Below are 23,882 nucleotides of genomic sequence, written 5' to 3' on the forward strand. Positions count from 1 at the left end.
GAAGGCTACCGTGCGCCCGCCTAGGAGGCAGGGACCACGTTGACGAGCTTCGGTGCGCGCACGATCACCTTGGCGATTGCCGCACCGTCCAGGTAGCGGATCACACCCTCATCATTCAGGGCCAGGGTCTCGAGGGCCTCGGCGCTGATGTCCGCCGGGACCTGAAGGCGGGCGCGTACCTTGCCCTTGATCTGCACGACGGCGGTGATGGTGTCTTCGACCAGCAGGGCCTCGTCGACCGTGGGCCAGCCGGCGTTGGCCACCGAGGGCTCGTGTCCCAGGGCAGCCCACATGTCCTCGGCCGTGTACGGGGCGAAGAGCGAGAGGACGATGGCCACGGCCTCGGCGGCCTCGCGGACCGCCGGATCGCTTGCCCCGGCGCCGGAGTCGATGGTCTTGCGGGTCGCGTTGACCAGCTCCATCATCTTCGCCACCACAACGTTGAACTTGCCGCCCTCGAGCATGCCTGCCGATTCGTGCACGGCCTTGTGGGTCACCTGGCGCAGGGCCTTGTCACCGGTGGCCGCATCGACACCCGCTGCGCTGTCCACGTCCTGGGCCATGCGCCAGGCGCGTGCCAGGAACTTCGCCGAGCCACCCGGGGACACATCGGCCCAGTCCACGTCGTCTTCCGGCGGGGAAGCGAAGATCATGGTCAGACGGACCGCGTCAACTCCGTACTTGTCCAGCTGTTCGCCCAGGTCAACGCCGTTGCCCAGCGACTTGCTCATGGCCTTGCCGCCGTTGAGCACCTGCCCCTGGTTCAGCAGTGCGCTGAAGGGTTCCTGCACGTCGATCAGGCCCAGATCAAAAATGACCTTGGTGAAGAAGCGCGAGTAGAGCAGGTGCAAAATCGCGTGCTCAACCCCGCCCACGTACTGCCCGACCGGCATCCAGTCGCGCACCGCCTGCGGATCGAAGGGACCCTCGGTGTAGTTCGGCGAGACGAAGCGCAAGAAGTACCAGGAAGAGTCCACGAAGGTGTCCATGGTGTCGGTGTCGCGCTTGGCGTCGGCACCACACTTCGGGCAGGACACGTTGACCCATTCCTCAACGGCCGCCAGCGGGGAAGTGCCCTTGGGGGCCAACTGCTCCCCGCGCAGGTTCTCCGGCAGGCGCACCGGCAGCTGGTCATCGGGGACCGGGACCTCGCCGCAATCGGCGCAGTGGATGATCGGGATCGGGGTGCCCCAGAAGCGCTGGCGGGACAGCAGCCAGTCGCGCAGGCGGAAGTTCACGAACTTCTCACCTGTCCCGGCGGCCTCAATGATCTCGATGGCGCGGTTGATGCCTTCGGTTTTGGGCAGGCCATCCAGTTCGCCGGAGTTCACCAGGGTGCCTTCCCCGGTGGTGGCAATGCCGGAGACCGCGGGGTCTTCCTCGCCGGTGTCCAGCACCGCCCGCACTGGCAGATCGAAGGTGCGGGCAAAGTCCAGGTCGCGCTGGTCGTGCGCGGGCACGGCCATGATCGCACCGGTGCCGTAGTCGGCCAGCACGTAGTCTGCGGCCCAGACCTGCAGCTTTTCGCCGTTGAGCGGGTTGATCGCGTAGCGGCCGGTGAAGACACCGGTCTTGACCCGCTCGGTGGCCTGGCGCTCAATTTCCGACAGTGCCTTAACCGTTTCCTGGTATTCCTCCAGGGCGGTGCGGTGTTCGTCGGTGACCAGCTCGTTGGCCAGTTCGGCGTCGGCGGCGACCACGAAGAACGTGGCCCCGTGCAGCGTGTCCGGGCGGGTGGTGAAGACCGTGGTCTTGTGAGCATCTTGGGTATCGGTGGCTTCGATGACGAAGTCGACGTGGGCTCCCTCGGAGCGGCCGATCCAGTTCTTCTGCATGGCCAGCACGCGCTCGGGCCAGTGCCCGTGCAGCTCGTCCATGTCATCGAGCAGGCGGTCGGCGTAGTCGGTGATCTTGAAGTACCACTGGTTCAGCGACTTCTTGGTGACCAGGGTGCCGCAGCGTTCGCACGCGCCGTTGACCACCTGTTCGTTGGCCAGCACGGTCTGGTCGGTCGGGCACCAGTTCACCGGGTGGTTCTTGCGGTAGGCCAGGCCCTTTGCGTAGAAACGGGTGAACAGCCACTGGGTCCAGCGGTAGTACTCCGGATCCGAGGTGTGAATGCGGCGGGACCAGTCCGCGGAGATCGCGTAGCGCTTGAAGCTTGCCGCCTGCGTATCGATGTTGGCGTAGGTCCACTCCGAGGGGTGGGCGTTGCGCTTGATGGCAGCGTTTTCGGCCGGCAGACCGAAAGAGTCCCAGCCGATCGGGTGCATCACGTCGTAGCCTTGCTGGCGCCAGTAGCGCGAGACGACATCGCCCATGGCGAAGGCCTCGGCGTGGCCCATGTGCAGGTCCCCGGAGGGGTAGGGGAACATATCCAACACGTAGCGGCGCTCGGCACTGCCGTCGTCCTTGGGCGTGAAGACCCCTAGCTCGTCCCACACCGGAGCCCACTTGGCCTCCATCGAGTGGAAGTCGTAGGCCGCTGCGGTGGAATCGTCGTCCGCGGTTTCGGTGCCGGTGGGCTGAGTGCTCACTATCGTGTTTCGCCTTCTTTTGTCGTGCGCCTGTGGGAGAACGTCTCTTGGCCAGCTGAGCCGAATGCGTGTGTCGGACCCAAATGCCCCTGACACACAAAAGCCCCTTGGCTATCAAGGGGCGGCCGTGCGGGGAGTATCCCGGACGGCTAGGTTAGCAAGAGTGCAACGTTCATGTGCTCAATTCTACCGCACGATGCGTGCTCGGTGCGGGTTCATGTCCGTGACCCGCGTCGTGGGGCCTCTCGGCGGCATCAGGCCGCGGCCAGCTGCCGGTACCGCGTACCGCTTGGGGTGTTCTCACCGCACACGGCGGCGGCGCGGCGCATCGCTGCCCATCTGACTCCCGCACCCGGGTGCTGAAGCATGGATTCGGGCCGTCCGCGGAGGCGGACGGCCCGAGGTTCTTGCCATATTCGTCAACTGCGCATGGCGCCGGGGCGGGGAGCTAGCGTACGTCCTCGTCGACCCAGTCGAAGGTGCGAGTCACCGCCTTCTTCCACAGACGCATCTGGCGATCGCGTTCGGCCGGTTCCATCAGCGGTTCCCAGCGCTTGTCCTCCGACCAATTGGCACCCAGCTCGCCCAGGTCCTTCCAGAACCCGACGGCCAGTCCCGCGGCATAGGCGGCGCCCAGCGCGGTGGTCTCGGTGACCTTCGGACGGATCACCGGCACCCCGAGCAGGTCCGCCTGGAACTGCATCAGCCCGTCGTTGGCGACCATTCCGCCATCGACCTTCAGCTCGGTCAGCGGCACCCCGGAATCGGCGTTGACCGCATCGAGGACCTCGCGGGTCTGGAAGGCTGTGGATTCCAGCGCGGCCCGGGCAATGTGGTTCTTGTTCGCATAGCGGGTCAGGCCCACGATGGCCCCGCGGGCATCGGCACGCCAGTACGGGGCAAACAGCCCGGAGAAGGCCGGGACGATGTAGACCCCGCCGTTGTCCTTGACCTTCGAGGCGAGCACCTCGACCTCGGCGGCGGAGGAGATCATCCCGATGCTGTCGCGCAGCCACTGCACCAGCGAACCGGCCACGGCAATCGAGCCTTCCAGCGCGTAGACCGGGGCCGCGTCGCCGAGCTTGTAGCCCAGGGTGGTCAACAGCCCGTTGGTGGAGCGCACGATTTCGGTGCCGGTGTTGAAGATCAAAAAGCAGCCGGTGCCGTAGGTGTTTTTGGCCTCGCCCGCCTCGAAGGCTGCCTGGCCGAAAGTCGCCGCCTGCTGGTCGCCCAGGATGCCGGCGATCGGCACCTCGCGCAAGAGCTGGGAGGAGTGCACATGTCCGTAGACCTCGGAGGAGGACTTGATCGCCGGCATCATGGAGGCAGGTACCCCGAAGTCCGCCAGAATCTGCGCGTCCCATTGAAGTGTTTCCAGGTCCATGAACAAGGTGCGCGAGGCGTTGGTGACGTCGGTGATGTGCACCCCGCCGTCGGTGCCGCCGGTCAGGTTCCAGGTCACCCAGGTGTCGGTGTTGCCAAAGAGCAGGTCCCCGGCCTCGGCGCGTGCGCGAACCCCCTCAACGTTGTCCAGGATCCACTTGATCTTGGTGCCGGAGAAGTAGGGGGCCAGGGGCAGTCCCACGCGCTGCTTGTAGCGGTCCACTCCCCCATCGGCGGACAGTTCCTCGACGATGTCCTGGGTGCGGGTGTCCTGCCAGACGATGGCGTTGTAGACCGGCACTCCGGTGTGCTTGTCCCAGATCACCGTGGTTTCGCGCTGGTTGGTGATGCCCACGGCGACGATGTCGTGGCGGGTGAGGTTGCCCCCGGCCAGTGCGACGGCGATGACCTCGCGAACGTTGTTCCAGATCTCGGTGGCATCGTGTTCAACCCAGCCGGCGTTCGGGAAGATCTGCTGGTGCTCCATCTGCCCGGTGGAAACAATGTCCCCGGCATGGTCGAAGACGATGGCGCGGGAGCTGGTGGTGCCTTGGTCGATGGCGATGACGTATTCAGACATGTGGGTGTGGTCCTTTCGATCTCGGGCGATGGCCCGGTTCAAGTATGCAGGTGGTTCCCCGCGATACGCGTCGTTACTGGCGCGTGCCGCCGGGTGTGGCTGATGGGCCCGGGCGGTACCGGGCATGGCGCACGCCTAGAAGAGTGCGGCGGCGCCCACGCCGCCGATGAGCCCCCCGAGCAGGGGTCCGAGGACCGGCACCCAGGCGTAGGACCAGTCGCTTCCGCCCTTGTTCTTGATGGGCAGCAGGGCGTGGACGATGCGCGGTCCGAGGTCGCGGGCCGGGTTGATGGCGTATCCGGTGGGGCCGCCCAGCGAGGCGCCGATGCCCACGACCAGCAGTGCCACGGCCAGTGGGCCGAGTTCGTGCGGGGTCTTGCCGAAGCCGGCGATCACGAAGACCAGCACGAAGGTGGCGATGGCCTCGGTGACCAGGTTCCAGCCGCGGTGGCGGATGGCCGGGCCGGTGGCGAACACGGCCAACTTCAGGGCCGCATCCTCCTCTTCGTCGAAGTGGTGCTTGTAGACCAGGTAGCACAGCACGGCACCGAGCATCGCGCCGATCATCTGGGACGCAAAGTAGGCCAGCATGATCAGGAAGGTCTTATCAACACCGGGCGCGAACTCGGCGAGGTCGCCGTTGGTCAGCAGCCCAATGGTGACGGCAGGGTTCAGGTGGGCACCGGAGGCCGCGGCCACCCAGACACCGGCGAACACTGCCAGGCCCCAGCCGAAGTTGATCATCAGGGTGCCACCGCCTAGGCCCTTGGACTTGGCCAGCAACACGTTGGCCACGACACCGCCACCCAGCAGGGTCAGCAGCATCGTGCCGAGCATTTCGGCCATGAAAACGGTTAAGGACATACTGGGGGACTCTTTCGTTGGAAGGGAAATATGTGAGCTGACGGTGGTGCATTTCTTCGCCATGGGGCGGCGCGTACTCACGCCCCGCGGTCTTCTCACACCCGCCCACGTGAGGTGGATCACACCTGCTTTTGGGCAGGATCCACCCACGGTCGAAATCGTGGGTGGGGAAGTGTGGGGTGGGGGTCGAACTTAGGGGTAAGTGGCGCGAAGCGCCGGCCGGCTAGGCCACGGGGACGAAGAGAACCCCGTGCTCCTTCTCCAGCACGCGAGTGCATTCTGCGATTTGGCGTTCTGTTTCGTCCTGGTCCCAACCAACTTCGGGGGCCAGTACTGCTGCTACTTCACGCATCAGCTCGCCGGTCACCAGGCCGCGGAAGGCCAGCGAGGTACGTCGGATGAAGACATCGCTGAGCATTCCCACGTATTCATTCCGTGCGAGGTAGACCAGCTCTGCGGCCGAAAGCTCGCTACTGCCCTCCAGGGTGGGGTCGTGGGGGCCGATGGCCTCGAGCACCGCGTCGGCACGGGTGCCATAACGCCGCAACAGCACCTCCAAGCGGTCGCGGGAGGCCAGCAGGCTGCGCGCCCCGAACCAGGCTTCGCGGGCGGCCGAGGTGGCGGGGTAGTTCTTGCCGCCGCCAATGGCCAGGTCCTTGGTGCTCACCGTGGAGGTGGCGCCGAGCTCGGCCAGAACCTTCTCCCCCAGGGTTTCCCCCAGCGCGCGGAAGGTGGTCCATTTGCCGCCGACCAGGGAGAACAAGGTGGTGTCGGCGGCCAGTTCACTGCGTTCAATCCGGTAATCGCGTGAGACAAATCCCGGTGCGGTGTCATCGTGGCGCGGCAGCGGGCGAACCCCGGAGAACTTGTAAACGATTTGCTCGCGGTCCACCTCGACGGTGGGGAAGACGTGTTGGATGAGGTCGAAGAAGTAGTCGACCTCGGAGTCGGTGCAGCGTGCCGGGACGCTCATATCCGCGTCGATGTCGGTGGTTCCCACCAGCACCCGATCGCCCATCGGGTAGATGAGCACGATGCGCCCATCGGAGTGTTCGAAGAAGATCTCCCGTCCGGCGCAGGCTTCGAGCAGGCCGGGGCTATCGAGCACGATGTGGCTGCCCTTGGTACCGCCCATGAACCGGCTCGGGGAGCCGATGTCCGTATTGGTCAGATCCACCCAGGCGCCGGTGGCGTTCACGATGACCTCGGCATCGAAGTCGAACTCGTCACCGGTGAGCTCGTCGCGCAGCCGCGCCCCATTTTCGCCATGGCCGATCAGCGAGACATAGTTGGAGGCCCGTGCGTGCCGGTTGGCCTCGAGACCGTCGCCCAGTACATCGAGGGTGAGTCGCTCGGGGTTGTGTACCGAGGCATCAAAGTAGGTGGCCGTGTACTTCACATCGTCGCGTAGCTTTGGCAGCTCGGCCAGCGAGGCCTTGGCCCCACGGAACTTGTGCCACGGGGTGTTGCGTCCCCCAGCTCCGGCGAAGAGGTCATAAAGCACCAGTCCGGCCTTGATTAGTACCGCCCCGCGTGCTGCGGGCTTACCCGACTTGTGGGTCAGGAAGCGTACCGGGGCCGAGAGAATCCCGGAGAAGGTGGAGAAGACCGGGATGGTGGTGCGCAACGGCTTGACGTAGTGCGGGGCAATTTCCAGCAGCCTGTTGCGCTCCTGGACCGATTCCTGAACCAAGCGGAATTCGCCGTTCTCGAGGTAGCGGATGCCGCCGTGGATCATATGCGAGGAGGCACCCGAGGCACCTTGGCAGAAGTCGCCGCGTTCAACCAGCGCCACGTCGACGCCCTGCAGGGCCAGGTAGCGGAACGTCGCCACTCCATTGATGCCACCGCCGATGATCAGCACCTTAGCGCCGGGCCTTGCGGCTAGCGCGGATGAATGGGAGCGGTGGGAGGCTGCGGCTGCCACGATGGGGCCATCCTTAGAACTGTGTTGCGTCGAATAAACGTGCTTCACATGGGTTCTACCAAAGTACTGGGCTTCTGCCCGCTCTGTCCGGAACCCTGCCGAGGCGGGTGCCTCACAGCAGATGGATCACCGGTGAACCAATGTCCCGACTTTTGCCAAGACCATGTCCACGTTAGTCTGGTCGGGTCGGCACAAAGCCGTCAATCAAGTTGCACGTTTGTGCAAGAAAGGCAGCGCTGATGCCAAACATGGCCGTCAACCCCGCTTCTCGAACTCCCGGGGCTGACCCATTTGTGCAGCAGCCTCCGAAAGTGCGTGGCCCCGGTCCCATCCGGAAGGCCCCGGGACACGGCCAACCTCGGGAACGTGACGCACTGCGTGCAGCACAGCTCTACTACCTGCAGGACTTGACCATGGAGGCGATCGCCAGGGAACTGGCTATCTCCCGTTCCACCGTCTCGCGCCTGCTGTCGATGGCCAGGCGCACCGGATTGGTGAACATCGAGATCAACGCCGGCGGTGCCATGGCCCCGGCCTTGGTGCGGGAACTCGAGCATGTTTTCGGCATCAAGGTCCATGTGGTGCCCACCGATGGGGCGCTTGCCGATGCCGAGGTCCTGGAACGCGTTGCAGCCCATGCCGCGCATGTGCTCAACACCTTGGTCTCTTCCGGCATGACCGTGGGGGTGGCCTGGGGCTCGACCATGCAGGCGCTGTCACTGGCGCTGGCCCGGAAGCCCACCCATGATACCGTTGTCGTCCAGCTCAATGGGGCGGCAAACCCGCAGACCACCGGTTTGACGTATGCCTCAGAGATCTTGCAACGCTTCGGAGCCACCTACACCGCTCGCATCGAGCAATTCCCTGTCCCGGCGTTCTTTGATGAGGCCAGCACACGCGAAGCAATGTGGCGGGAGGGCTCGGTACGTCGGGTTCTTGACGTTCAAGAAGGCATGGGCCTAGCGGTGTTCTCCCTCGGAGCCACCGAGGCCGCGGTCCCCAGCCAGGTTTACCGCGGCGGCTACCTCAGTGCCGCCGAATCCACTGCCCTGCACAGCCACGGGGTGGTCGGCGACGTCGCCACGGTCTTCTTCGACGGTTCCGGCAGCGATGAGGGCATCGAAATCAATTCCCGGGCCACGGGTCCCACACTCGCTGAACTTCGCAAGGTGCCGCGCCGACTATGCGTGATTTCGGGAACCGGGAAGTTGCGCGCGCTGCGCGGTGCCCTGGCCGGAAACCTGATCACCGATCTGGTGCTCGATGAGGGAACCGCGCTGCGTCTGCTCAACTCCACCCCGACCTCCAACCATTAAGCTTGGTCCCATGCCCGTTGAATCGCAGAATGAAGTCCCACCTCACGCACGCCGCGCCTTGCAAAGCACCCACGTAGTCCATGGCTCACGGCTTTCAACGTGGACCTATCCGGCGGCCGGACGCTGCCGTGGGGTCATTCTGGCGGTGCACGGCTTCCGCGGTGACCACCATGGGCTCACCCGGGTCATCGAAGCATTGCCCGGATACACGGTGATTGTCCCGGACCTGCCCGGTTTCGGTGCCTCAACCCCGTTTTCCAGCGTGTCGAGCCCCGACACGCAGGTGGAAGGTGGCCCCGAGGCCACGCCGCGGCATGATGCCGACGGTTACGGTGAGGTCATCGGTGCGCTGCGCGACCAATTGGGTCTGGGACCGGAAACCATCTTGCTGGGCCATTCCTTCGGAACCATCGTCGCGGCAAACTATCTGGCCCGGCACCCGGGATCGTTCGCGGAACTGCTGCTGCTGAACCCCATCTGTGAACCGGCACTTGCGGGCGACCAAGCGTTGATGTCGCGGGCTGCCGGCGCCTACTACGCCGCCGGGGAACGGTTGCCAGCCGTTCTGGGCGAGGGACTGCTGCGCTCCCGGCTCATCACCGATGCGATGACGCTGGCCATGCTCAAATCCAAGGATCCTGCCATGCGCGCCTACGTCTTCGACCAGCACCGCCGCTACTTTTCCGGGTTCACGTCCCGCTCCACATTGCGCGAGGCCTATGCCTCCTCGATCACCGAGACGGTCCGTGATGTTGCCGCCCGCATCAACGAGCCAACGCTCCTGGTGGTCGGCGAGCAGGACGAACTCGGCTCGGTGAAGGCCCAGCGATCCTTGGCCCGGCGTTTCCCACGTGCTTCCATACGGGTCATCGGCGATGTCGGACACCTGATCCACTACGAGAAGGCGGCCGAGGCCGCGGCCCTCATCGAGGGATTCTTGGCTTCCGATCACCCGTGGGTCACCCGCGGGATGCCGCGGGTACAGTACCGGGAACGCGGCGTACCTGGGTCACAGGATAAGCAGTAACGGAAAACCAACTACTGGCTCTGTGGCCTCGGCCTGTGAGGGGTCGGCCCGGTTTATCATTTTGGACCGGACGGAAAGACCATCGCTCCACGGTACAGCCGCAGCCACAATTATCCGGCCCAAGAATTCGTGCGAGTCCACTGGCCGCAGATCCTCTTCCGCCCTGCCGGTAAAGTGACCGGCGGCGGGCACGTTCTCTCCGGGTTGGTGGCCCAGCAGGAACTTCCGCACAGATCATCGGCCTCCCTTGGCTCCGGACAGGTGGCCTGCACCGGCTAGAGGATGCCGTCCGGGTCGATGCGGATCGCCACGATCGGTTCCTTCGCGGCGCTGAAGGTGGCGCGCATGGCACGCAGAGCCGCGGTGACGGCCGGGCCTTCGGCATAGGAGAAGAACAGCAGCCAGCGGTGCTCCCCCTCTCCCTCGAGTACCGGCCCGTGCCGACGAACTTCGCCTCCGAGGTCCAGCGCGTCCATGAACTTGTCAGCGGCAGCGGCCGGTCCCCGCACCATGGCCAGGCGCACCGCCGGCGGCAGCCCTAGATCGCGTCGCTCGTCGAGTTCGGTCTGCGCGTAGGCCGCCGCATCGAAGCGCACCAACGCTCGCATCGGCTCGGTCGGGTCCCCTGCCACCACGACGGTGCCCCCGCCGGGGCGCTCCGCGGTCGCATCCCGGCCGCGAGCCAGGTGTGCGGCGCCCATCCAGCGGTTCAGCACCTCCTCGCCGGTGCGCAGCCCTTCGCGGGACAGCATCCGGTCCCCGTCCAGCAGCAGCACCGCGGCATAACCGTTGGCTGCCACGGGTTCGGCACCGGGGGTTGCCACCACGAGTGCCGGAGTGTCCGGGACGGTGTGCAGCGGCTTGGCCCCTGTGGCGGCAACCACCTTGATGTTGGGGAACGCGCGGCCCAGTTCCTCGGCCGTGCGGTCGGCCCCGATGGATGAGGCGCGCAAGCGCATGAATCCGCACTCCACGCAGTTCCAATCGTGGGCCACCAGCCCGCACCAGCCGCAGGCCGGTGCCCCGCGGGCGTCGCCCAGGGCCAGCGGCCCGTTGCAGGTGGTGCAGCGAGCCGGGGTACGGCAGCGTTCGCAGCGCAGCGCGGGCATGAACCCGGTCCGGGCTACCTGCACCAGCACCGGGCCGTGCGCCAGCGCCGCCTTGGCCTCGCGCCAGGCCGCGGCGGGGAGCCGGGCGGCATGCAGCAGCGGATCGCGCTCCGCCTCGAATTCGTCGGAGGCGGCAATAACCCGCGGTGCGTTCGCACGCAGCAGGCTGCGGTCGGCACCCAACTCGTGGGCCCAGCCACTGCGCACCAACCGTTGGGCCTCGGCGCTGCGCCCGGGGGCGACAAGCAGCATCCCGGCATTTTCGATGCCGCAGCGCAGCAGCAGCACCTCGCGGGCGTGGTGGTAGGGAGCACGCGGTTCGGCGTGGGAATTATCCGCATCGTCCCAGATGATCACCAAGCCCAGGTCTTTGACCGGGGCGAAGGCGGCATTGCGGGTACCCACGACCAGCTGGCTCTGCCCTCGGGCCACGCGCAGGAAGTTCCGGTAGCGCGGGGTGGCCCCGTCTTCGGCGGTGAGCCGTGCGTAGGCCTCGGGGCCGAGACGTTCGTCAAGGGTGGAGGTCAACCGGGCCAGGTCACGGGCGTCGGGCACCACGATGAGTACCCCGCGCCCGGAGGCCAGCGCCTGTTCGGCGGCCTGGAGCAGCAGCGCGGGCCAGTCCCCCGGCCTGTTGGGCACCGCGGAGAGCACCGCGCGCGGGGATTCGCCGTTGCGCAGCAGCCGGGCGTAGTCCGCGCCGCCGTGGTATTCGGCCAGCAGTGCGTCCTCGGGCACCGGCGCGGGGCGCGCCAGGGGCACATCATCGACGGCCTCGACGCTGCCTTTTTCCAGAGCACCGTCGCTGTCCGTGGCCTTCTGGGTTTCCATCCGTGCCATGCGGGCCGGGACGGCGGAGCGCAACACGTCCCATACCCCGCCGGCATAGCGTTCGGCCACGGCCCGGGCCACGGCAAGAACCGGTGCGGAGAGCACAATTTCTGGAGAGATCACGCTGCGCAGCGGTTGCAGTTTCAGGCCGGGCTCGGAATGTTCGAGTCGCTCGGTAAGGAAACCTGCCAGTTCCTGTCCGCCGAAGCGCACCTTCACCCGGACCCCGGGTTGTGCCATGGCGTCGAGCTCGGTCGGGACCAGATAGTCGAACGGGCGGTCCAGGTGCGGGACGGCTGAGTCGATCACGACCCGGGCCACCGGCAATTCGCTGGCCATATTCGGTATTCCGGGTAGCGGGGTGGATAGATCAAAGCCGGACAACAAGGAGGGCTGGACCGACTCGGTCATGCACCACACCTCCCCCTGAACTCCTTGAGAAATACCTTACCGGCCGCGGTCCTCTGGCAGCTGGCGGTACGGCAAACCGCTGAGCCCCGGATCAGCGCCGTGGGCCTGATGGCTCACGGAGCGCCTCGTTCAGCTGCCGAAGTCACAGTACCCGGCGAGACTGACACTTTGCGGCAACTGCAGTGGCTCTAGGCGCCGAAGTAGGCCTTCAGCGCGTCAACCCGGTCCAGGTTCTCCCAGGTGAAGTCGGCGTCTTCGCGGCCGAAGTGACCGTGTGCTGCGGTCTTCTGGTAGATCGGGCGCTTGAGGTCCAGGTCCTCGATGATGCCCAGCGGGCGCAGATCGAAGACCTCGTTGATGGCAGCGGTGATCCTCACCGGATCCACGGTCTCGGTGCCGAAGGTCTCCACGTACAGGCCCACGGGCCGTGCCACGCCGATGGCGTAGGCGATCTGAACTTCGACGCGACGGGCCAAGCCGGCGGCCACCACGTTCTTGGCGACCCAACGCATGGCGTAAGCGGCCGAGCGGTCGACCTTGGAGGGATCCTTGCCGGAGAAGGCACCACCACCGTGCCGGGCGAACCCGCCGTAGGTGTCAACGATGATCTTGCGTCCGGTCAGCCCGGCGTCTCCAACCGGTCCACCGATGATGAACGGGCCCGAGGGGTTCAAGATGATGCGGGTTTCGGAGGTGTCCAGCCCGGTCCCGGCAAGCACCGGCTTAACAACCTCTTCCAGCAGGCCATCGAGCAGGTCAGGGAAGGCGAATTCGGAGGCGTGCTGCGAGGAGACCACGATGGTTTCAACGGACACCGGGGTATCCCCGTCGTAGCCGACGGTCACCTGGGTCTTGCCATCCGGGCGCAACAGCGAAAGCGTGCCGTTCTTGCGGACGGCGGTGAGGCGCTCGGAGAGCCGGTGCGCCAAGTGGATCGGGGTAGGCATCAGGGTCGCGGTCTCGTCCGAGGCGTAGCCGAACATCAGCCCCTGGTCTCCGGCGCCCTGCGCATCGCGAGGGTCAACGGCGGTGCCCTCGCGGACCTCCAGCGAGTTGAAAACGCCGTCGGAGATCTCCTGGGACTGCTGCCCGATGGATACCAAGACGCCGCAGCGCGCTCCGTCGAAGCCGTTGGCCGAGGAGTCGTAACCGATGTCCAGGATGGTGCGGCGCACGATCTCCGGGATCTCCACATAGCCGTTGGTCGTCACCTCGCCTGCCACATGCACCAGGCCTGTGGTGGTCAGGGTCTCCACGGCAACCCGGGAGTTCGGATCCTGTGCCAACATGGCATCGAGAATGGCATCGGAGATCTGGTCACAGATCTTGTCCGGGTGGCCCTCCGTAACCGATTCGGAGGTGAAGAGGCGAAGCTGCGGGGATTCTAAAGTCACCCAGCCACTCTACCGGTAAGTTGGCGCCCCGTCGGCTTCGCGCGCGGGCCTCGTCATCTACCCATGCGCGGGGTACTTCGTGGCGATGTGCGGTGCCCTGCGGCATCCGGAAAAACCTGCGTGATCAACATCTCCGCCGGACGGTACCAACCCGCTTGGGGCTAGGCCCGGCCGGCCCGCAGCGCCACGGCGACCGAATCAATAACCGAGGCCGCAACCTCGTCCTTGGAACCGGCGGCGTGCACCGCGTCGGAGCCGTCGGCAAAGAGGATGGTCACGGTGTTTTTGTCGGTCCCGAAGGTCAGATTCTCCCCGACCTCGTTGACAACCAGCATTTCGCAGCCCTTGCGGGCCAGCTTCGCGGCGCCATATTCAAGCACGCTTGAATCCGCGTCCCCGGTCTCGGCGGCAAAGCCCACCACCAGCGGCGGTAGGTCCCCGGCCGGGCCCTCTGCCGCACGCTCGGCGATCAGCATGGCCAGGATGTCGGGATTGCGCACCAAGGTGATCACCGGGTCAGCGCGGTCGTCGGACTTCTTGATCTTCGAATCCAGGTACTCGGCAGGACGGAAGTCGGCCACCGCTGCGCTCATGATCAACACGTCGGCACCGCGGGCCGCCGTGGTGACCGCTTGCTGCAACTGCTCGGCGGTTGATGCGGTGCTGAGTTCCACACCGGCCGGGGCGGGCAAATCCATGTGGGCGGCGATGAACCGGACGGTGGCACCGGCAGCCAGCGCCGCTTTGGCCAGGGCGATGCCCTGCCGGCCCGAGGACCTGTTGCCCAGATAGCGCACGGGGTCCAGCGGTTCGCGGGTGCCACCGGCGGAGACAGCGATGATCTTCCCGGCCAACGGGCCTGCAGTCTGCGTGCTGGACACATCGCCCTTGACCGACGCGTCGCGTCCAGTGTCACCCGAGTTGTGCTCAAGATACGAAGTGATCGCCGCGAAGATATCCTCGGGTTCGGGGAATCGTCCGGCCCCGGAGTCCTTGCCCGTGAGCCTGCCCACGGCAGGTTCGATCACGTGCACACCGCGGGCTCGTAGCGTGGCGACATTGGCTCGGGTGGCGGGGTGCTCCCACATTTCGGTGTGCATGGCCGGAGCCATCACTACCGGGGCTCCGGTAGCCAGCAGGGTGCCGGTGAGCAGGTCGTTGGCCATGCCCGCCGCGGCCCGCGCCATCACGTCCGCGGTGGCCGGAGCGATCACCACCAGGTCTGCTTCCTGGCCCAGGCGAACGTGGTTAACCGTGTCTACTGCCTCGAAGACCGAGGTGCGCACCGGGCGCCCGCTCAACGCCTCCCAGGTCGCAAGGCCGACAAATTCAAGCGAGGCGGCTGTGGGAATGACATCGACCTGATGCCCCGCCTCTTTAAACAGCCGTAGCAGCAAAGCTGCCTTGTAGACGGCGATCCCTGCGGATACACCTAGGACAATGCGCTTCACTGCTACCACCGATGCGTTAGTGCGCGGCGCCGAAGCCATTCAATCCGTGAAGGACCGAATGCTTTGTGCGCCGGCACCGGCGCGTCGAAAACGTTTGCGACCGAGTAATTACTCGGCTACTTCCTCGATCTTCGTGACGCTGAGCAGGCCATCATTGATTTCGCGCAGTGCGATGGACAACGGCTTCTCGTTCAGGCGGGTGTCGACCAGCGGGCCAACGTACTCGAAGAGGCCCTCGTGCAGCTGGGCGTAGTACGCGTTGATCTGGCGTGCACGCTTGGCGGAGTTGATCACCAATGCGTACTTCGAATCGGTGGTGGTCAGCAGCGAGTCGATGGACGGGCTGATGATGCCTTCAAGGTTCGTGTTCACGAAGCCTCCAAATAACTAGTTGGTGGATCAAGAGGTACTGGTACTGCACCCGCCTATCCCCCTGAATATCCGGCGCAGCAGGGGGTTGGACAGGTCTTGCCTAAAGTTCTTTAGCGAGCGTGCGGAGTGAGCCCCATCAGGGTCACAAGCTCGTCGGACGCCCGCGAAATCTCGTCGTTAACGATCGTCACGTCAAATTCCGCTTCGGCAGCCAACTCCAGTTTAGCTGTTTCCAGCCGCCGCTGCTGCTCCTCGGGAGTTTCAGTGCCGCGGCCCACAAGCCGGCGCACCAATTCATCCCAGCTAGGAGGAGCCAGGAAGACGAATTTCGCGTCCGGCAAATTTTCTTTAACCTGCCGAGCACCTTGCAAATCGATCTCCAGCAGCACACGCTTGCCAGCATCAACGGCTTCCTGAACCTTGGTCCGGATGGTGCCGTAGCTGTTCTGCCCGTGCACCACCGCCCATTCGAGCATTTGGCCGCTTTCAACAAGCTCACCAAACTTTTCCGGGCCCACGAAGAAGTAATGTACTCCGTCAGCCTCGCCCGGACGCGGGTTGCGCGTGGTGGCCGAAACCGACAGCCACACTTCCGGGTAGTGATCTCGGATGTAGGTCGAGATCGTTCCCTTCCCTACGGCCGTTGGACCGGCGAGGACTGTAACCGTTGGGTGGGGGCTAACCGTCATGGTGTGCGTCGTTACTCTTTCACTTTGGGTGGCGATTGCTGGAAATGATCCACCAATGCGATGCGCTGTTTGCGCCCCAGCCCGCGCAGGCGCCGACTGGGTGAAATGCCTAGTCTATCGATAAGCGTGTGCGCCCGGATTTCACCGACGCCCGGAACGGACTCCAGCAGGTCCATGACCCGCAGCCGTCCGATGGCTTCGTCGTTGGGCACCAGGTCCAGCAGCTCGGTGATGCTCAGCTTGCCGGCACCGAACTGATTCTTGATTTCGGCACGCCGTGTGCGTGCCGCCAACGCCTTGGCCCGTGCGCGAATACGGTCCTCGTCAGAGAGTTCTCGAAGTACCATTCCTTTTGCCGCCAATCCATCCATAGGGTCCAGCACCAGGGCAAACAGCCCTGAACCGAAGATAACCAATCAGAGGCCCCGATGCAATGGGTAATCGCACTGTGGCTACCACAAATGCGTTAACAACGAGAAAATTCGTGTCATTTGGGCTCAAACGGGTCCGCGAGTGTAAGCAAGATCATCCGAACGATCCGCACCGACACCGGTTCCCGCCCCCACATGCAACGATAGGTCGGCCGCCGGCACGGGGCCGAAAAACTTGGCGCCCGTGAGACAACGATGATGCCCCCCGGCCCGCACCTTTGGGGTACGGACCGGGGGCATCATCACAGCTGGTTGGACCAACGGCCCCGCGCTACCCGATGTTAGAGCAGCGAGTCGCGTGTTGCCTCGGCGGCACCGCGCAAGGCTGCAGCATCCGGGCCGGCCTTGAGCACGTCTCGGCTCGAGGTGCCCAGCACCTGCGGCCAAAAGGCCCCGAAGGAGGCCTTCATATCGGCACCCGTGGCGCCCTGGGCACCGAGGCCCGGGGCCAAAATCGGTGCAGCGGTCGAGGCTAAGTCAATACCCAACTTCTCCAGTGCACCGCCAACCGTGGCACCGATGACCAAACCGGTGGAACCGAAGGGACGGGCCCCTGCGTTCTCCGCACCCACGGCGTCGGTGATGCCCTTGGCCACGGATCCGGCGCCTCCGACATGCTGCACCGAAGCCCCCTCCGGGTTGGAGGTCAGCCCCAGCACAAACACGCCGCGGCCGGTGAAAGCAGCACGGTCCAGGGCCGGTCGCAGCGATTCATAGCCCAGGTACGGGCTCAGCGTCACCGCATCGGCGGCCAACACACTGCCCTCCCCCAGCCAGGCATCCGCGTAGGCGGCCATGGTGGAGCCGATGTCCCCGCGCTTGGCGTCGGCGATGGATAGCGTGTGCCCCGCAGCGCATAGTGCCAGGGTTTCCTCCAGCACCGCCAGCCCGCGCGAGCCGTGACGCTCGTAGAGCGCCACCTGCGGCTTGAGCGCCGCCACGCGTCCGGCCAGTGCCTCCACGACCGTCAGGGAGAAGCTACGCAGGCCATGCACATCGTCCGACAGGCCCCACGCGGCCAGCAGGCCCGGGTGCGGGTCGATGCCCACGCACAGCGGACCGTGCTCGGCCATTGCCGAGGCCAGCCGCTGTCCGAAGGCCGGGCGCCGGGTGGCACGGGCGGCGCGTGCCTCCGCGCTAGGCATTTGCGCCGTCGCTGGCAGCTGCTTCTGCGGCGTTGGCGGCCTGCAGGGTCTTGGCGTGCTCCTGCAGCGAGGTCACCGACCATTCGAAGTGGCGCATCGCGTCGATGGCCTGGATCGCTGCACCGAATTCGGCCACCGTGGTGATGATCGGGGTGCCCACCGAGACGGACGCCGCACGGATCTCGTAGCCATCCCCGCGGGACTCTCCGCCCGAGGGGGTGTTCAGCACCAGGCTGATCTCCCCGTCGGTGATGAGCTCGGCGATGTTGCGTTCGCCCTCCACCGTTCCCTCGTGGACCTTGCGGACCACGGTGGAGGGGATGCCGTTGCGACGCAGCACCTCGGCGGTGCCGCCGGTGGAGACGATCTCAAAGCCGATGTCGGCCAGGTGCTTGACCGGGATCACGATCGAACGCTTGTCGCTGTTGGCCACCGAGACAAAGACCTTGCCACTGGTCGGCAGCGGCGAGTTGGCTGCTGCCTGCGACTTGGCGAAGGCGGTGTCGAAGTACTTATCGATGCCCATCACCTCGCCGGTGGAACGCATTTCCGGGCCGAGCAGCGAGTCAACGACCTTGCCCTCCAGGGTGCGGAAGCGGGCGAAGGGAAGCACCGCTTCCTTCACCGAGACCGGGGCACCCTCGGGCAGGTTGGCCCCGTCACCGGATTCGGGCAGGATGTGGTGCACACTGCGCAGGTGGGCGATGGACACGCCCACCCCGATCAGCGCCGCGGCCTTGGCCAGCTGCACGCCGGTGGCCTTGGAGGTGAACGGCACGGTGCGGGAGGCGCGCGGGTTGGCCTCGATCACGTAGAGCACGTCGCTTGCCAGCGCGAACTGGATGTTGATCAGCCCGCGCACCCCCACGCCCTCGGCGATGACGCGGGTCGCTGCTGCCACGCGGTCGCGCACGCCCTTGCCCAGGGTGATGGGAGGCAGCACGCAGGCCGAGTCACCGGAGTGGATGCCTGCCTCTTCGATGTGCTCCATGATGCCGCCGACGTACAAATCGGTGCCGTCGAACAGCGCATCAACGTCGATCTCGATGGCGTCCTCGAGGAACCTGTCCACCAGCACCGGGTGGTCGGCGGTGATTTCGGTGGCGTTCTTGATGTAGCGGGCCAGGTTGGCCTCGTCGTAGACGATCTCCATGCCGCGGCCGCCCAGCACGTAGGACGGGCGCACCAGCACCGGGTAACCGATTTCGTCGGCGATGCGCTTGGCTTCGTCGAAGGAGACGGCGGTGCCGTTCTTCGGGGCGATCAGCCCGCCGGCATCCAGCACACGCTGGAAGGCGCCGCGGTGCTCGGCCAGGTCGATGGCCTCCGGGGAGGTGCCCAAGATCGGGACTCCGGCATCGGCCAGTTCCTGGGCGAGCTTCAGCGGGGTTTGGCCGCCGAGCTGCACAAAGACACCCAGCACTCCGCCGGTGGATTCTTCGGCGTGGATGACCTCCAGCACGTCCTCGAGCGTCAGCGGCTCGAAGTACAGGCGGGTGGAGACGTCGTAGTCGGTGGAGACGGTTTCCGGGTTGCAGTTCACCATCACGGTCTCGTAGCCGGCGGCCCGCAGCGCCATGGTGGCGTGCACGCAGGAGTAGTCGAACTCGATGCCCTGCCCGATCCGGTTGGGGCCCGAACCCAGGATGATCACCGAGGGCTTCGCATGCGGGCGCACCTCGGTTTCCTCGTCGTAGGAGGAGTAGTGGTAGGGGGTGAAGGCCTCGAACTCGGCCGCGCAGGTGTCAACGGTCTTGAACACCGGGCGGATGCCCAGCGCGTGGCGGATCCCGCGGACCACTGCCTCGGACTTATGTGTGAGCGTGCCGATCTGCGTGTCGGAGAAGCCGTGTCGCTTGGCCTCACGCAATACCTCTTCGTTCAGATCCGGGTTGGAGCGGATCATCGAGGCGGTCTCGTTGATCAGCACCAGCTGGTCCAGGTACCACGGGTCGATCGCGGTCTTCTCGAAGACCTGCTCGATGCTCGCCCCGCCCAGCAGGGCGCGCTGCACGTTGTACAACCGCTCGGTGGAGCCCTTGACCGAGTCTTCGAGCAGCTGCTCGATCTCGAAGTCCATCGGCTTGTTGAACTCGATTTCGCTGCCCTTTTGCTCCAGGGAGCGCAAGGCCTTTTGCAGGGCCTCGGTGAAGTTGCGCCCGATGGCCATGGCCTCGCCGACCGACTTCATGGTGGTGGTCAGCGTGGCGTCGGCCGCCGGGAACTTCTCGAAGGCGAAGCGCGGGACCTTCACCACGACGTAGTCAAGGGCCGGCTCGAAGGCAGCAGGGGTCTTCAGGGTGATGTCGTTCGGGATCTCATCCAGGGTGTAGCCCAGCGAGAGCTTGGTGGCGATCTTGGCGATGGCAAAGCCGGTGGCCTTGGAGGCCAGCGCGGAAGAACGCGAGACGCGCGGGTTCATTTCGATGACCACGATGCGCCCGGTGTCCGGCTCGATGGCGAACTGGATGTTGCAGCCGCCGGTGTCCACCCCGACCTCACGGATCACGGCGATGGAGATATCACGCAGGCGCTGGTATTCGCGGTCGGTCAACGTCATGGCCGGAGCCACGGTGATCGAATCCCCGGTGTGCACACCTACCGGATCGAAGTTCTCGATGGAGCAGATGACCACGACGTTGTCGTTCTTATCGCGCATCATCTCCAACTCGTACTCCTTCCAACCCAGGATCGACTCCTCCAGGAGCACCTCGGTGGTCGGGGAGTACTGCAGGCCCTGCCCGGCGATGCGGCGCAGGTCGGTCGCGTCGTACGCCATGCCCGAGCCCAGCCCGCCCATGGTGAAGGAGGGGCGCACCACCACGGGGTAGTTCAGGATCTCCACCGCGGCGAAGGCTTCCTCCATGGTGTGTACGATCACGGACTTGGCCGATTCGGCGCCGCAGCGCTCCACCACGCCCTTGAACTTCTCGCGGTCCTCGCCGAGTTCAATGGCCTCGATGTTCGCGCCGATCAGCTCGACGTTGTACTTTTGAAGTACCCCTGCCTTGTCCAGGGCGATGGCGGTGTTCAGTGCCGTCTGCCCGCCCAGGGTCGGCAGGATCGCGTCGGGGCGTTCCTTGGCGATGATCTTCTCTACGACTTCCGGGGTGATCGGCTCGACGTAGGTGGCGTCGGCGAACTCCGGGTCGGTCATGATGGTGGCGGGGTTGGAGTTGACCAGGATGACCCGCAGGCCCTCCTCCTTGAGCACCCGCAGTGCCTGGGTGCCGGAGTAATCGAATTCGGCGGCCTGGCCGATGACGATCGGGCCGGAGCCGATGACCAGGACTGACTTGAGGTCTTCGCGCTTAGGCATTTACTTCTCTCCCTGAGTGGAATCTGTGGTGGTTGCGGCGGTGTTCTTGGCCGCGGCCATGTTGGTGATGAACCTGTCGAACAGGTGCGAGGCGTCGTGCGGCCCGGAGGCTGCCTCGGGGTGGTACTGCACCGAGAATGCCGGGATGTCCAGGCAGTACAGTCCCTCCACGACACCGTCGTTCAGCGAAATGTGGGACACCTCGACGCGGCCGAAGCGATCCAGCGGGGCGTTTGCCGCGCCTTCGCGCGGTGCATCGACGGCGAAACCGTGGTTCTGGCTGGTGATCTCCACCTTGCCGGTGGCCTTGTCCAGCACCGGCTGGTTGATGCCGCGGTGTCCGAAGCGCAGCTTGTAGGTCCCGTAGCCCAGGGCGCGGCCCAAGATCTGGTTGCCGAAGCAGATGCCGAAGTACGGGATCTTCGCGTCAAGCACCTGACGGACCAGTTCCACCTGGACGGTGGCGGTGGCCGGGTCGCCGGGACCGTTGGAGAAGAACACGCCGTGCGCGCCGGTGGCGGTGACGTCTTCGAAGCTGGCATCGTGCGGGAGCACGTGTACCCGCACCCCGCGCTCGGCGAAGCGGTGCGGGGTCATCGCCTTCATGCCCAGGTCGATGGCCGCGACGGTGTACTTGACCTCGCCGTCAAAACCATGATCAGCCGGCTCCACGATGTAGGCCTGCTTGGTGGAGACCAGCGCCGAGAGGTTTGCACCCTCCATCGAGGGCTGCTCGTTGACCGACTTCACCAGCTCTTCGATCGGGGCGGTGGCTGCTTCTCCGGAGAAGATCCCGGACTTCATGGCCCCGGCCTCACGCAGGTGGCGGGTCAGCGCACGGGTGTCAACCTGCTGGATGCCCACCACGTCGCCGTTGATGAGTTCCTCGTCGAGGGTGCGCTGCGCACGCCAGTTCGAGGGGATGCGGGCGGCCTCGCGGACCACGTAACCGGCGGCCCAGATGCGTGAGGATTCGGCGTCTTCGTCGTTGACCCCGGTGTTGCCGATGTGCGGGAAAGTCTGCACGATGATTTGGCCGGCGTAGGACGGGTCGGTGAGGGTCTCCTGGTAGCCGGACATGCCGGTGGAGAACACTGCCTCGCCCAGGGCCGTGCCGATTGCGCCGTAGCTACGGCCGCGGAAAACCCGTCCGTCTTCGAGCACCAAGAGGGCTTGCTCGGTTCTCTGTACTGCTGTCACTGGTTTTCCTTTGTTTCGGCGGGTGGTTGCGTGTCGTTGGTTCCGGTGCCTGCCAGCGCGGCGATGCGCGCGGTGAGCTCCGGGAGTTCTTGGTGGTAGCGCGGGCGGAATCCGGTGTCGACGGCTTGGTCTCCCAGCATCCAGCCGATCACCAGCAGGCCGTCCTTCTCCACGAATTTTCCGGCCATGCCGCTGGAGCGCGAGACCCCGGTGAGGTCCTCGGCGGGGATGAACAGATCCGGTGCCCCGTGCCGGCCCACCAGCACGCCTGCGGCGTGGATGGATAGTTCGGCGTTGGTGCGGATGCCCAGGCGGTGCGCGGCGATCCTATCGAGCCAGTCTCCCGCGGTGGTGGTGCACACGTACACGCCCTCGCAGGGTTCGCCCAATGTCGCTCCCAGGGCGGGCGCCCCGGAGTCGTCCAGCGGAACCGGGCTCGGGGCCGGCACCTCTGACTGCCGGCGCAGGCGGTTGCGCCAGCCCAGCAGGATCAGGGACACCAGCAGCACGATGACCGCCAGGGTGATCAGGATCGCTGAGGTATATTCACCCATTAGGACTCCTGCGTGATGCGCGGGGTGTCCAGCTTGCCATCGCGCACCGTCGGGTGGCCGTGGAAGAACACGTGGGTGACCTTGCCTGGAAGTTCCAGACCCTTGAACGGGGAGTTGCGTCCCTTGGTGGCCATCGCTGCAGGATCCACGATCCAGCGTGCCTCGGCGTCCACTAGGGTGATGTTGGCCGGTTCCCCGACGGCGAGCTCGCGGCCCTGGTCTGCGACGCGGCCGATGGCGGCCGGGGCACTGGAGGTGATGCGGGCGAAGTCGGCCCAGCTGATCAGCCCGGTCTCGATCATGGTGTGTTGCACCACCGAGAGCGCGGTTTCCAGCCCGGTCATGCCCATGGCCGCTGCCGCCCACTCGCATTCCTTGGCCTCGGAGGGGTGCGGGGCGTGGTCGGTGCCGATGATGTCGATGGTGCCATCGGCCAGTCCGGCGCGCAGCGCCTCCACATCCGCCTGGCGACGCAGCGGCGGGTTAACCTTGTAGACCGGGTCGTAGCTTTGCACCAGTTCATCGGTGAGCAGCAGGTGGTGCGGGGTGACCTCGGCGGTGACCTTGACCCCGCGGGACTTGGCCCAGCGGATGATTTCCACGCTCCCGGCGGTGGAGACGTGGCAAATGTGCAGGCGGGAATCGACGTGTTCGGCCAACAACACGTCGCGTGCGATGATCGATTCCTCGGCGACCGCCGGCCAACCGGCCAGCCCCAGGACCGCCGAGATTTCGCCCTCGTTCATTTGGGCGCCCTCGGTCAGGCGCGGTTCCTGGGCGTGCTGGGCGATGACGCCGTCGAAGGCCTTGACGTATTCCAGCGCGCGGCGCATCACCAGCGGGTCAAAAACGCAGATCCCATCGTCGGAAAACACGCGGACCGCCGCCCGGGAGTCGGCCATCGCCCCGATCTCGGAGAGGCGTTCGCCGGCCAGGCCGACGGTGACAGCACCCACCGGACGCACATCGACCCAGCCTGAGCGCTTGCCCAGCGACCAGACCTGCTCCACGACCCCGGCGGTGTCCGCCACGGGGTTGGAGTTGGCCATGGCATGCACGGAGGTGAAGCCGCCCAGGGCTGCGGCACGGGTCCCGGTTTCTACCGTTTCGGCGTCTTCGCGTCCCGGTTCACGTAAGTGGGTGTGCAGATCGACCATGCCGGGCAGGGCGATCTGGCCGGCGGCCTCGATGATCGTGGCCTCCGCGGCGAGCTGGTGCGTGGCCGCGCCGGCGCCCAGGGCGGCGATGGTGCCCTCATGGATGAGGATGTCCGTGACCTCGGTGCCCAGCGGCTTGGCGCCGCGGATCAGATAGGTGGTATTGGTGCTCATAAGGATTGACT

At 65.7% G+C, this 23,882-nt stretch carries 18 protein-coding genes; 3 read left to right on the plus strand and 15 right to left on the minus strand.

Going from position 1 to position 23,882, the window contains the following annotated elements; all coding sequences use genetic code 11:
- Window positions 1–20: 20 nt before the first annotated feature.
- The 4 genes from leuS to ADIAG_RS14500 form a co-directional block, all read right to left on the minus strand.
- Window positions 21–2,537, minus strand: coding sequence for a leucine--tRNA ligase (gene leuS, locus ADIAG_RS14485; protein WP_007272148.1), 2,517 nt, complete (start codon window positions 2,535–2,537; stop codon window positions 21–23).
- 448 nt (window positions 2,538–2,985) lie between these two features.
- On the minus strand, window positions 2,986–4,500 hold the full coding sequence (gene glpK, locus ADIAG_RS14490; RefSeq protein ID WP_007272149.1) for a glycerol kinase GlpK: 1,515 nt from the start codon (window positions 4,498–4,500) through the stop codon (window positions 2,986–2,988).
- Window positions 4,501–4,635: 135 nt separating this feature from the next.
- Window positions 4,636–5,364 (minus strand): MIP/aquaporin family protein, encoded by a 729-nt coding sequence (locus ADIAG_RS14495; protein ID WP_007272150.1) that lies wholly within the window; start codon window positions 5,362–5,364, stop codon window positions 4,636–4,638.
- Between the two features lie 223 nt (window positions 5,365–5,587).
- Window positions 5,588–7,291 (minus strand): glycerol-3-phosphate dehydrogenase/oxidase, encoded by a 1,704-nt coding sequence (locus ADIAG_RS14500; RefSeq protein ID WP_007272151.1) that lies wholly within the window; start codon window positions 7,289–7,291, stop codon window positions 5,588–5,590.
- Between the two features lie 239 nt (window positions 7,292–7,530).
- Here ADIAG_RS14500 and ADIAG_RS14505 point away from each other — a divergent pair, with 239 nt between their 5' ends.
- The 3 genes from ADIAG_RS14505 (at window position 7,531) to ADIAG_RS21660 (ending at window position 9,913) form a co-directional block, all read left to right on the plus strand.
- Window positions 7,531–8,607 (plus strand): sugar-binding transcriptional regulator, encoded by a 1,077-nt coding sequence (locus ADIAG_RS14505; protein ID WP_268744250.1) that lies wholly within the window; start codon window positions 7,531–7,533, stop codon window positions 8,605–8,607.
- A 10-nt stretch (window positions 8,608–8,617) separates the two neighbouring features.
- Window positions 8,618–9,634 carry an alpha/beta fold hydrolase gene (locus ADIAG_RS14510; protein ID WP_007272153.1) on the plus strand — a complete coding sequence of 339 codons (1,017 nt, stop codon included), beginning with the start codon at window positions 8,618–8,620 and terminating at the stop codon, window positions 9,632–9,634.
- A gap of 129 nt (window positions 9,635–9,763) precedes the next feature.
- Window positions 9,764–9,913: a hypothetical protein gene (locus ADIAG_RS21660; RefSeq protein ID WP_161623965.1), complete on the plus strand. Its 150-nt coding sequence runs from the start codon at window positions 9,764–9,766 to the stop codon at window positions 9,911–9,913.
- Here the strand turns inward: ADIAG_RS21660 and ADIAG_RS14515 are convergent.
- The 11 genes from ADIAG_RS14515 to ADIAG_RS14565 form a co-directional block, all read right to left on the minus strand.
- On the minus strand, window positions 9,910–11,985 hold the full coding sequence (locus tag ADIAG_RS14515; RefSeq protein WP_007272155.1) for a primosomal protein N' family DNA-binding protein: 2,076 nt from the start codon (window positions 11,983–11,985) through the stop codon (window positions 9,910–9,912). The two genes, ADIAG_RS21660 and ADIAG_RS14515, sit on opposite strands and share 4 nt — an antisense overlap.
- A 188-nt stretch (window positions 11,986–12,173) precedes the next feature.
- A complete protein-coding gene (gene metK / locus ADIAG_RS14520; RefSeq protein WP_007272156.1) occupies window positions 12,174–13,379 on the minus strand; it encodes a methionine adenosyltransferase in 1,206 nt (401 codons plus the stop codon).
- A 161-nt stretch (window positions 13,380–13,540) separates the two neighbouring features.
- Complete coding sequence (gene coaBC, locus ADIAG_RS14525; protein ID WP_007272157.1) at window positions 13,541–14,869, minus strand: bifunctional phosphopantothenoylcysteine decarboxylase/phosphopantothenate--cysteine ligase CoaBC; 1,329 nt, start codon at window positions 14,867–14,869, stop codon at window positions 13,541–13,543.
- A gap of 69 nt (window positions 14,870–14,938) precedes the next feature.
- Window positions 14,939–15,202 (minus strand): DNA-directed RNA polymerase subunit omega, encoded by a 264-nt coding sequence (rpoZ, locus tag ADIAG_RS14530; protein WP_007272158.1) that lies wholly within the window; start codon window positions 15,200–15,202, stop codon window positions 14,939–14,941.
- Between the two features lie 110 nt (window positions 15,203–15,312).
- Window positions 15,313–15,891, minus strand: a complete 579-nt coding sequence (gene gmk, locus ADIAG_RS14535) for a guanylate kinase (RefSeq protein ID WP_007272159.1) — start codon at window positions 15,889–15,891, stop codon at window positions 15,313–15,315.
- An 11-nt stretch (window positions 15,892–15,902) separates the two neighbouring features.
- Window positions 15,903–16,238 carry an integration host factor, actinobacterial type gene (gene mihF, locus ADIAG_RS14540; protein ID WP_007272160.1) on the minus strand — a complete coding sequence of 112 codons (336 nt, stop codon included), beginning with the start codon at window positions 16,236–16,238 and terminating at the stop codon, window positions 15,903–15,905.
- Between the two features lie 365 nt (window positions 16,239–16,603).
- Window positions 16,604–17,467, minus strand: a complete 864-nt coding sequence (gene pyrF, locus ADIAG_RS14545) for an orotidine-5'-phosphate decarboxylase (protein ID WP_007272161.1) — start codon at window positions 17,465–17,467, stop codon at window positions 16,604–16,606.
- A complete protein-coding gene (gene carB, locus ADIAG_RS14550) occupies window positions 17,460–20,786 on the minus strand; it encodes a carbamoyl-phosphate synthase large subunit (RefSeq protein ID WP_007272162.1) in 3,327 nt (1,108 codons plus the stop codon). The genes pyrF and carB overlap by 8 nt, the downstream gene beginning before the upstream one ends.
- Window positions 20,787–21,986, minus strand: a complete 1,200-nt coding sequence (carA, locus tag ADIAG_RS14555) for a glutamine-hydrolyzing carbamoyl-phosphate synthase small subunit (protein ID WP_007272163.1) — start codon at window positions 21,984–21,986, stop codon at window positions 20,787–20,789.
- A complete protein-coding gene (locus tag ADIAG_RS14560) occupies window positions 21,983–22,540 on the minus strand; it encodes a PH-like domain-containing protein (protein ID WP_007272164.1) in 558 nt (185 codons plus the stop codon). The genes carA and ADIAG_RS14560 overlap by 4 nt, the downstream gene beginning before the upstream one ends.
- Window positions 22,540–23,871, minus strand: coding sequence for a dihydroorotase (locus ADIAG_RS14565; RefSeq protein ID WP_007272165.1), 1,332 nt, complete (start codon window positions 23,869–23,871; stop codon window positions 22,540–22,542). Before ADIAG_RS14565 ends, ADIAG_RS14560 begins: the two co-directional genes overlap by 1 nt.
- Window positions 23,872–23,882: the final 11 nt, after the last annotated feature.

Source organism: Paeniglutamicibacter gangotriensis Lz1y, from assembly GCF_000348945.1.
GTDB classification, from domain to species: Bacteria; Actinomycetota; Actinomycetes; order Actinomycetales; family Micrococcaceae; genus Paeniglutamicibacter; species Paeniglutamicibacter gangotriensis.

Excerpts from the sequence above, each read along its gene's own strand:
- ADIAG_RS14565 (WP_007272165.1), bottom strand. The coding sequence starts at position 23,871 with ATGAGCACCAATACCACCTATCTGATCCGCGGCGCCAAGCCGCTGGGC.
- ADIAG_RS14515 (WP_007272155.1), bottom strand. The coding sequence starts at position 11,985 with ATGACCGAGTCGGTCCAGCCCTCCTTGTTGTCCGGCTTTGATCTATCC.
- gmk (WP_007272159.1), bottom strand. The coding sequence starts at position 15,891 with ATGACGGTTAGCCCCCACCCAACGGTTACAGTCCTCGCCGGTCCAACG.
- ADIAG_RS14510 (WP_007272153.1), top strand. The coding sequence starts at position 8,618 with ATGCCCGTTGAATCGCAGAATGAAGTCCCACCTCACGCACGCCGCGCC.
- mihF (WP_007272160.1), bottom strand. The coding sequence starts at position 16,238 with ATGGTACTTCGAGAACTCTCTGACGAGGACCGTATTCGCGCACGGGCC.
- carB (WP_007272162.1), bottom strand. The coding sequence starts at position 20,786 with ATGCCTAAGCGCGAAGACCTCAAGTCAGTCCTGGTCATCGGCTCCGGC.
- ADIAG_RS14505 (WP_268744250.1), top strand. The coding sequence starts at position 7,531 with ATGCCAAACATGGCCGTCAACCCCGCTTCTCGAACTCCCGGGGCTGAC.
- glpK (WP_007272149.1), bottom strand. The coding sequence starts at position 4,500 with ATGTCTGAATACGTCATCGCCATCGACCAAGGCACCACCAGCTCCCGC.
- ADIAG_RS14495 (WP_007272150.1), bottom strand. The coding sequence starts at position 5,364 with ATGTCCTTAACCGTTTTCATGGCCGAAATGCTCGGCACGATGCTGCTG.
- pyrF (WP_007272161.1), bottom strand. The coding sequence starts at position 17,467 with ATGCCTAGCGCGGAGGCACGCGCCGCCCGTGCCACCCGGCGCCCGGCC.
- coaBC (WP_007272157.1), bottom strand. The coding sequence starts at position 14,869 with ATGGCTTCGGCGCCGCGCACTAACGCATCGGTGGTAGCAGTGAAGCGC.
- ADIAG_RS14560 (WP_007272164.1), bottom strand. The coding sequence starts at position 22,540 with ATGGGTGAATATACCTCAGCGATCCTGATCACCCTGGCGGTCATCGTG.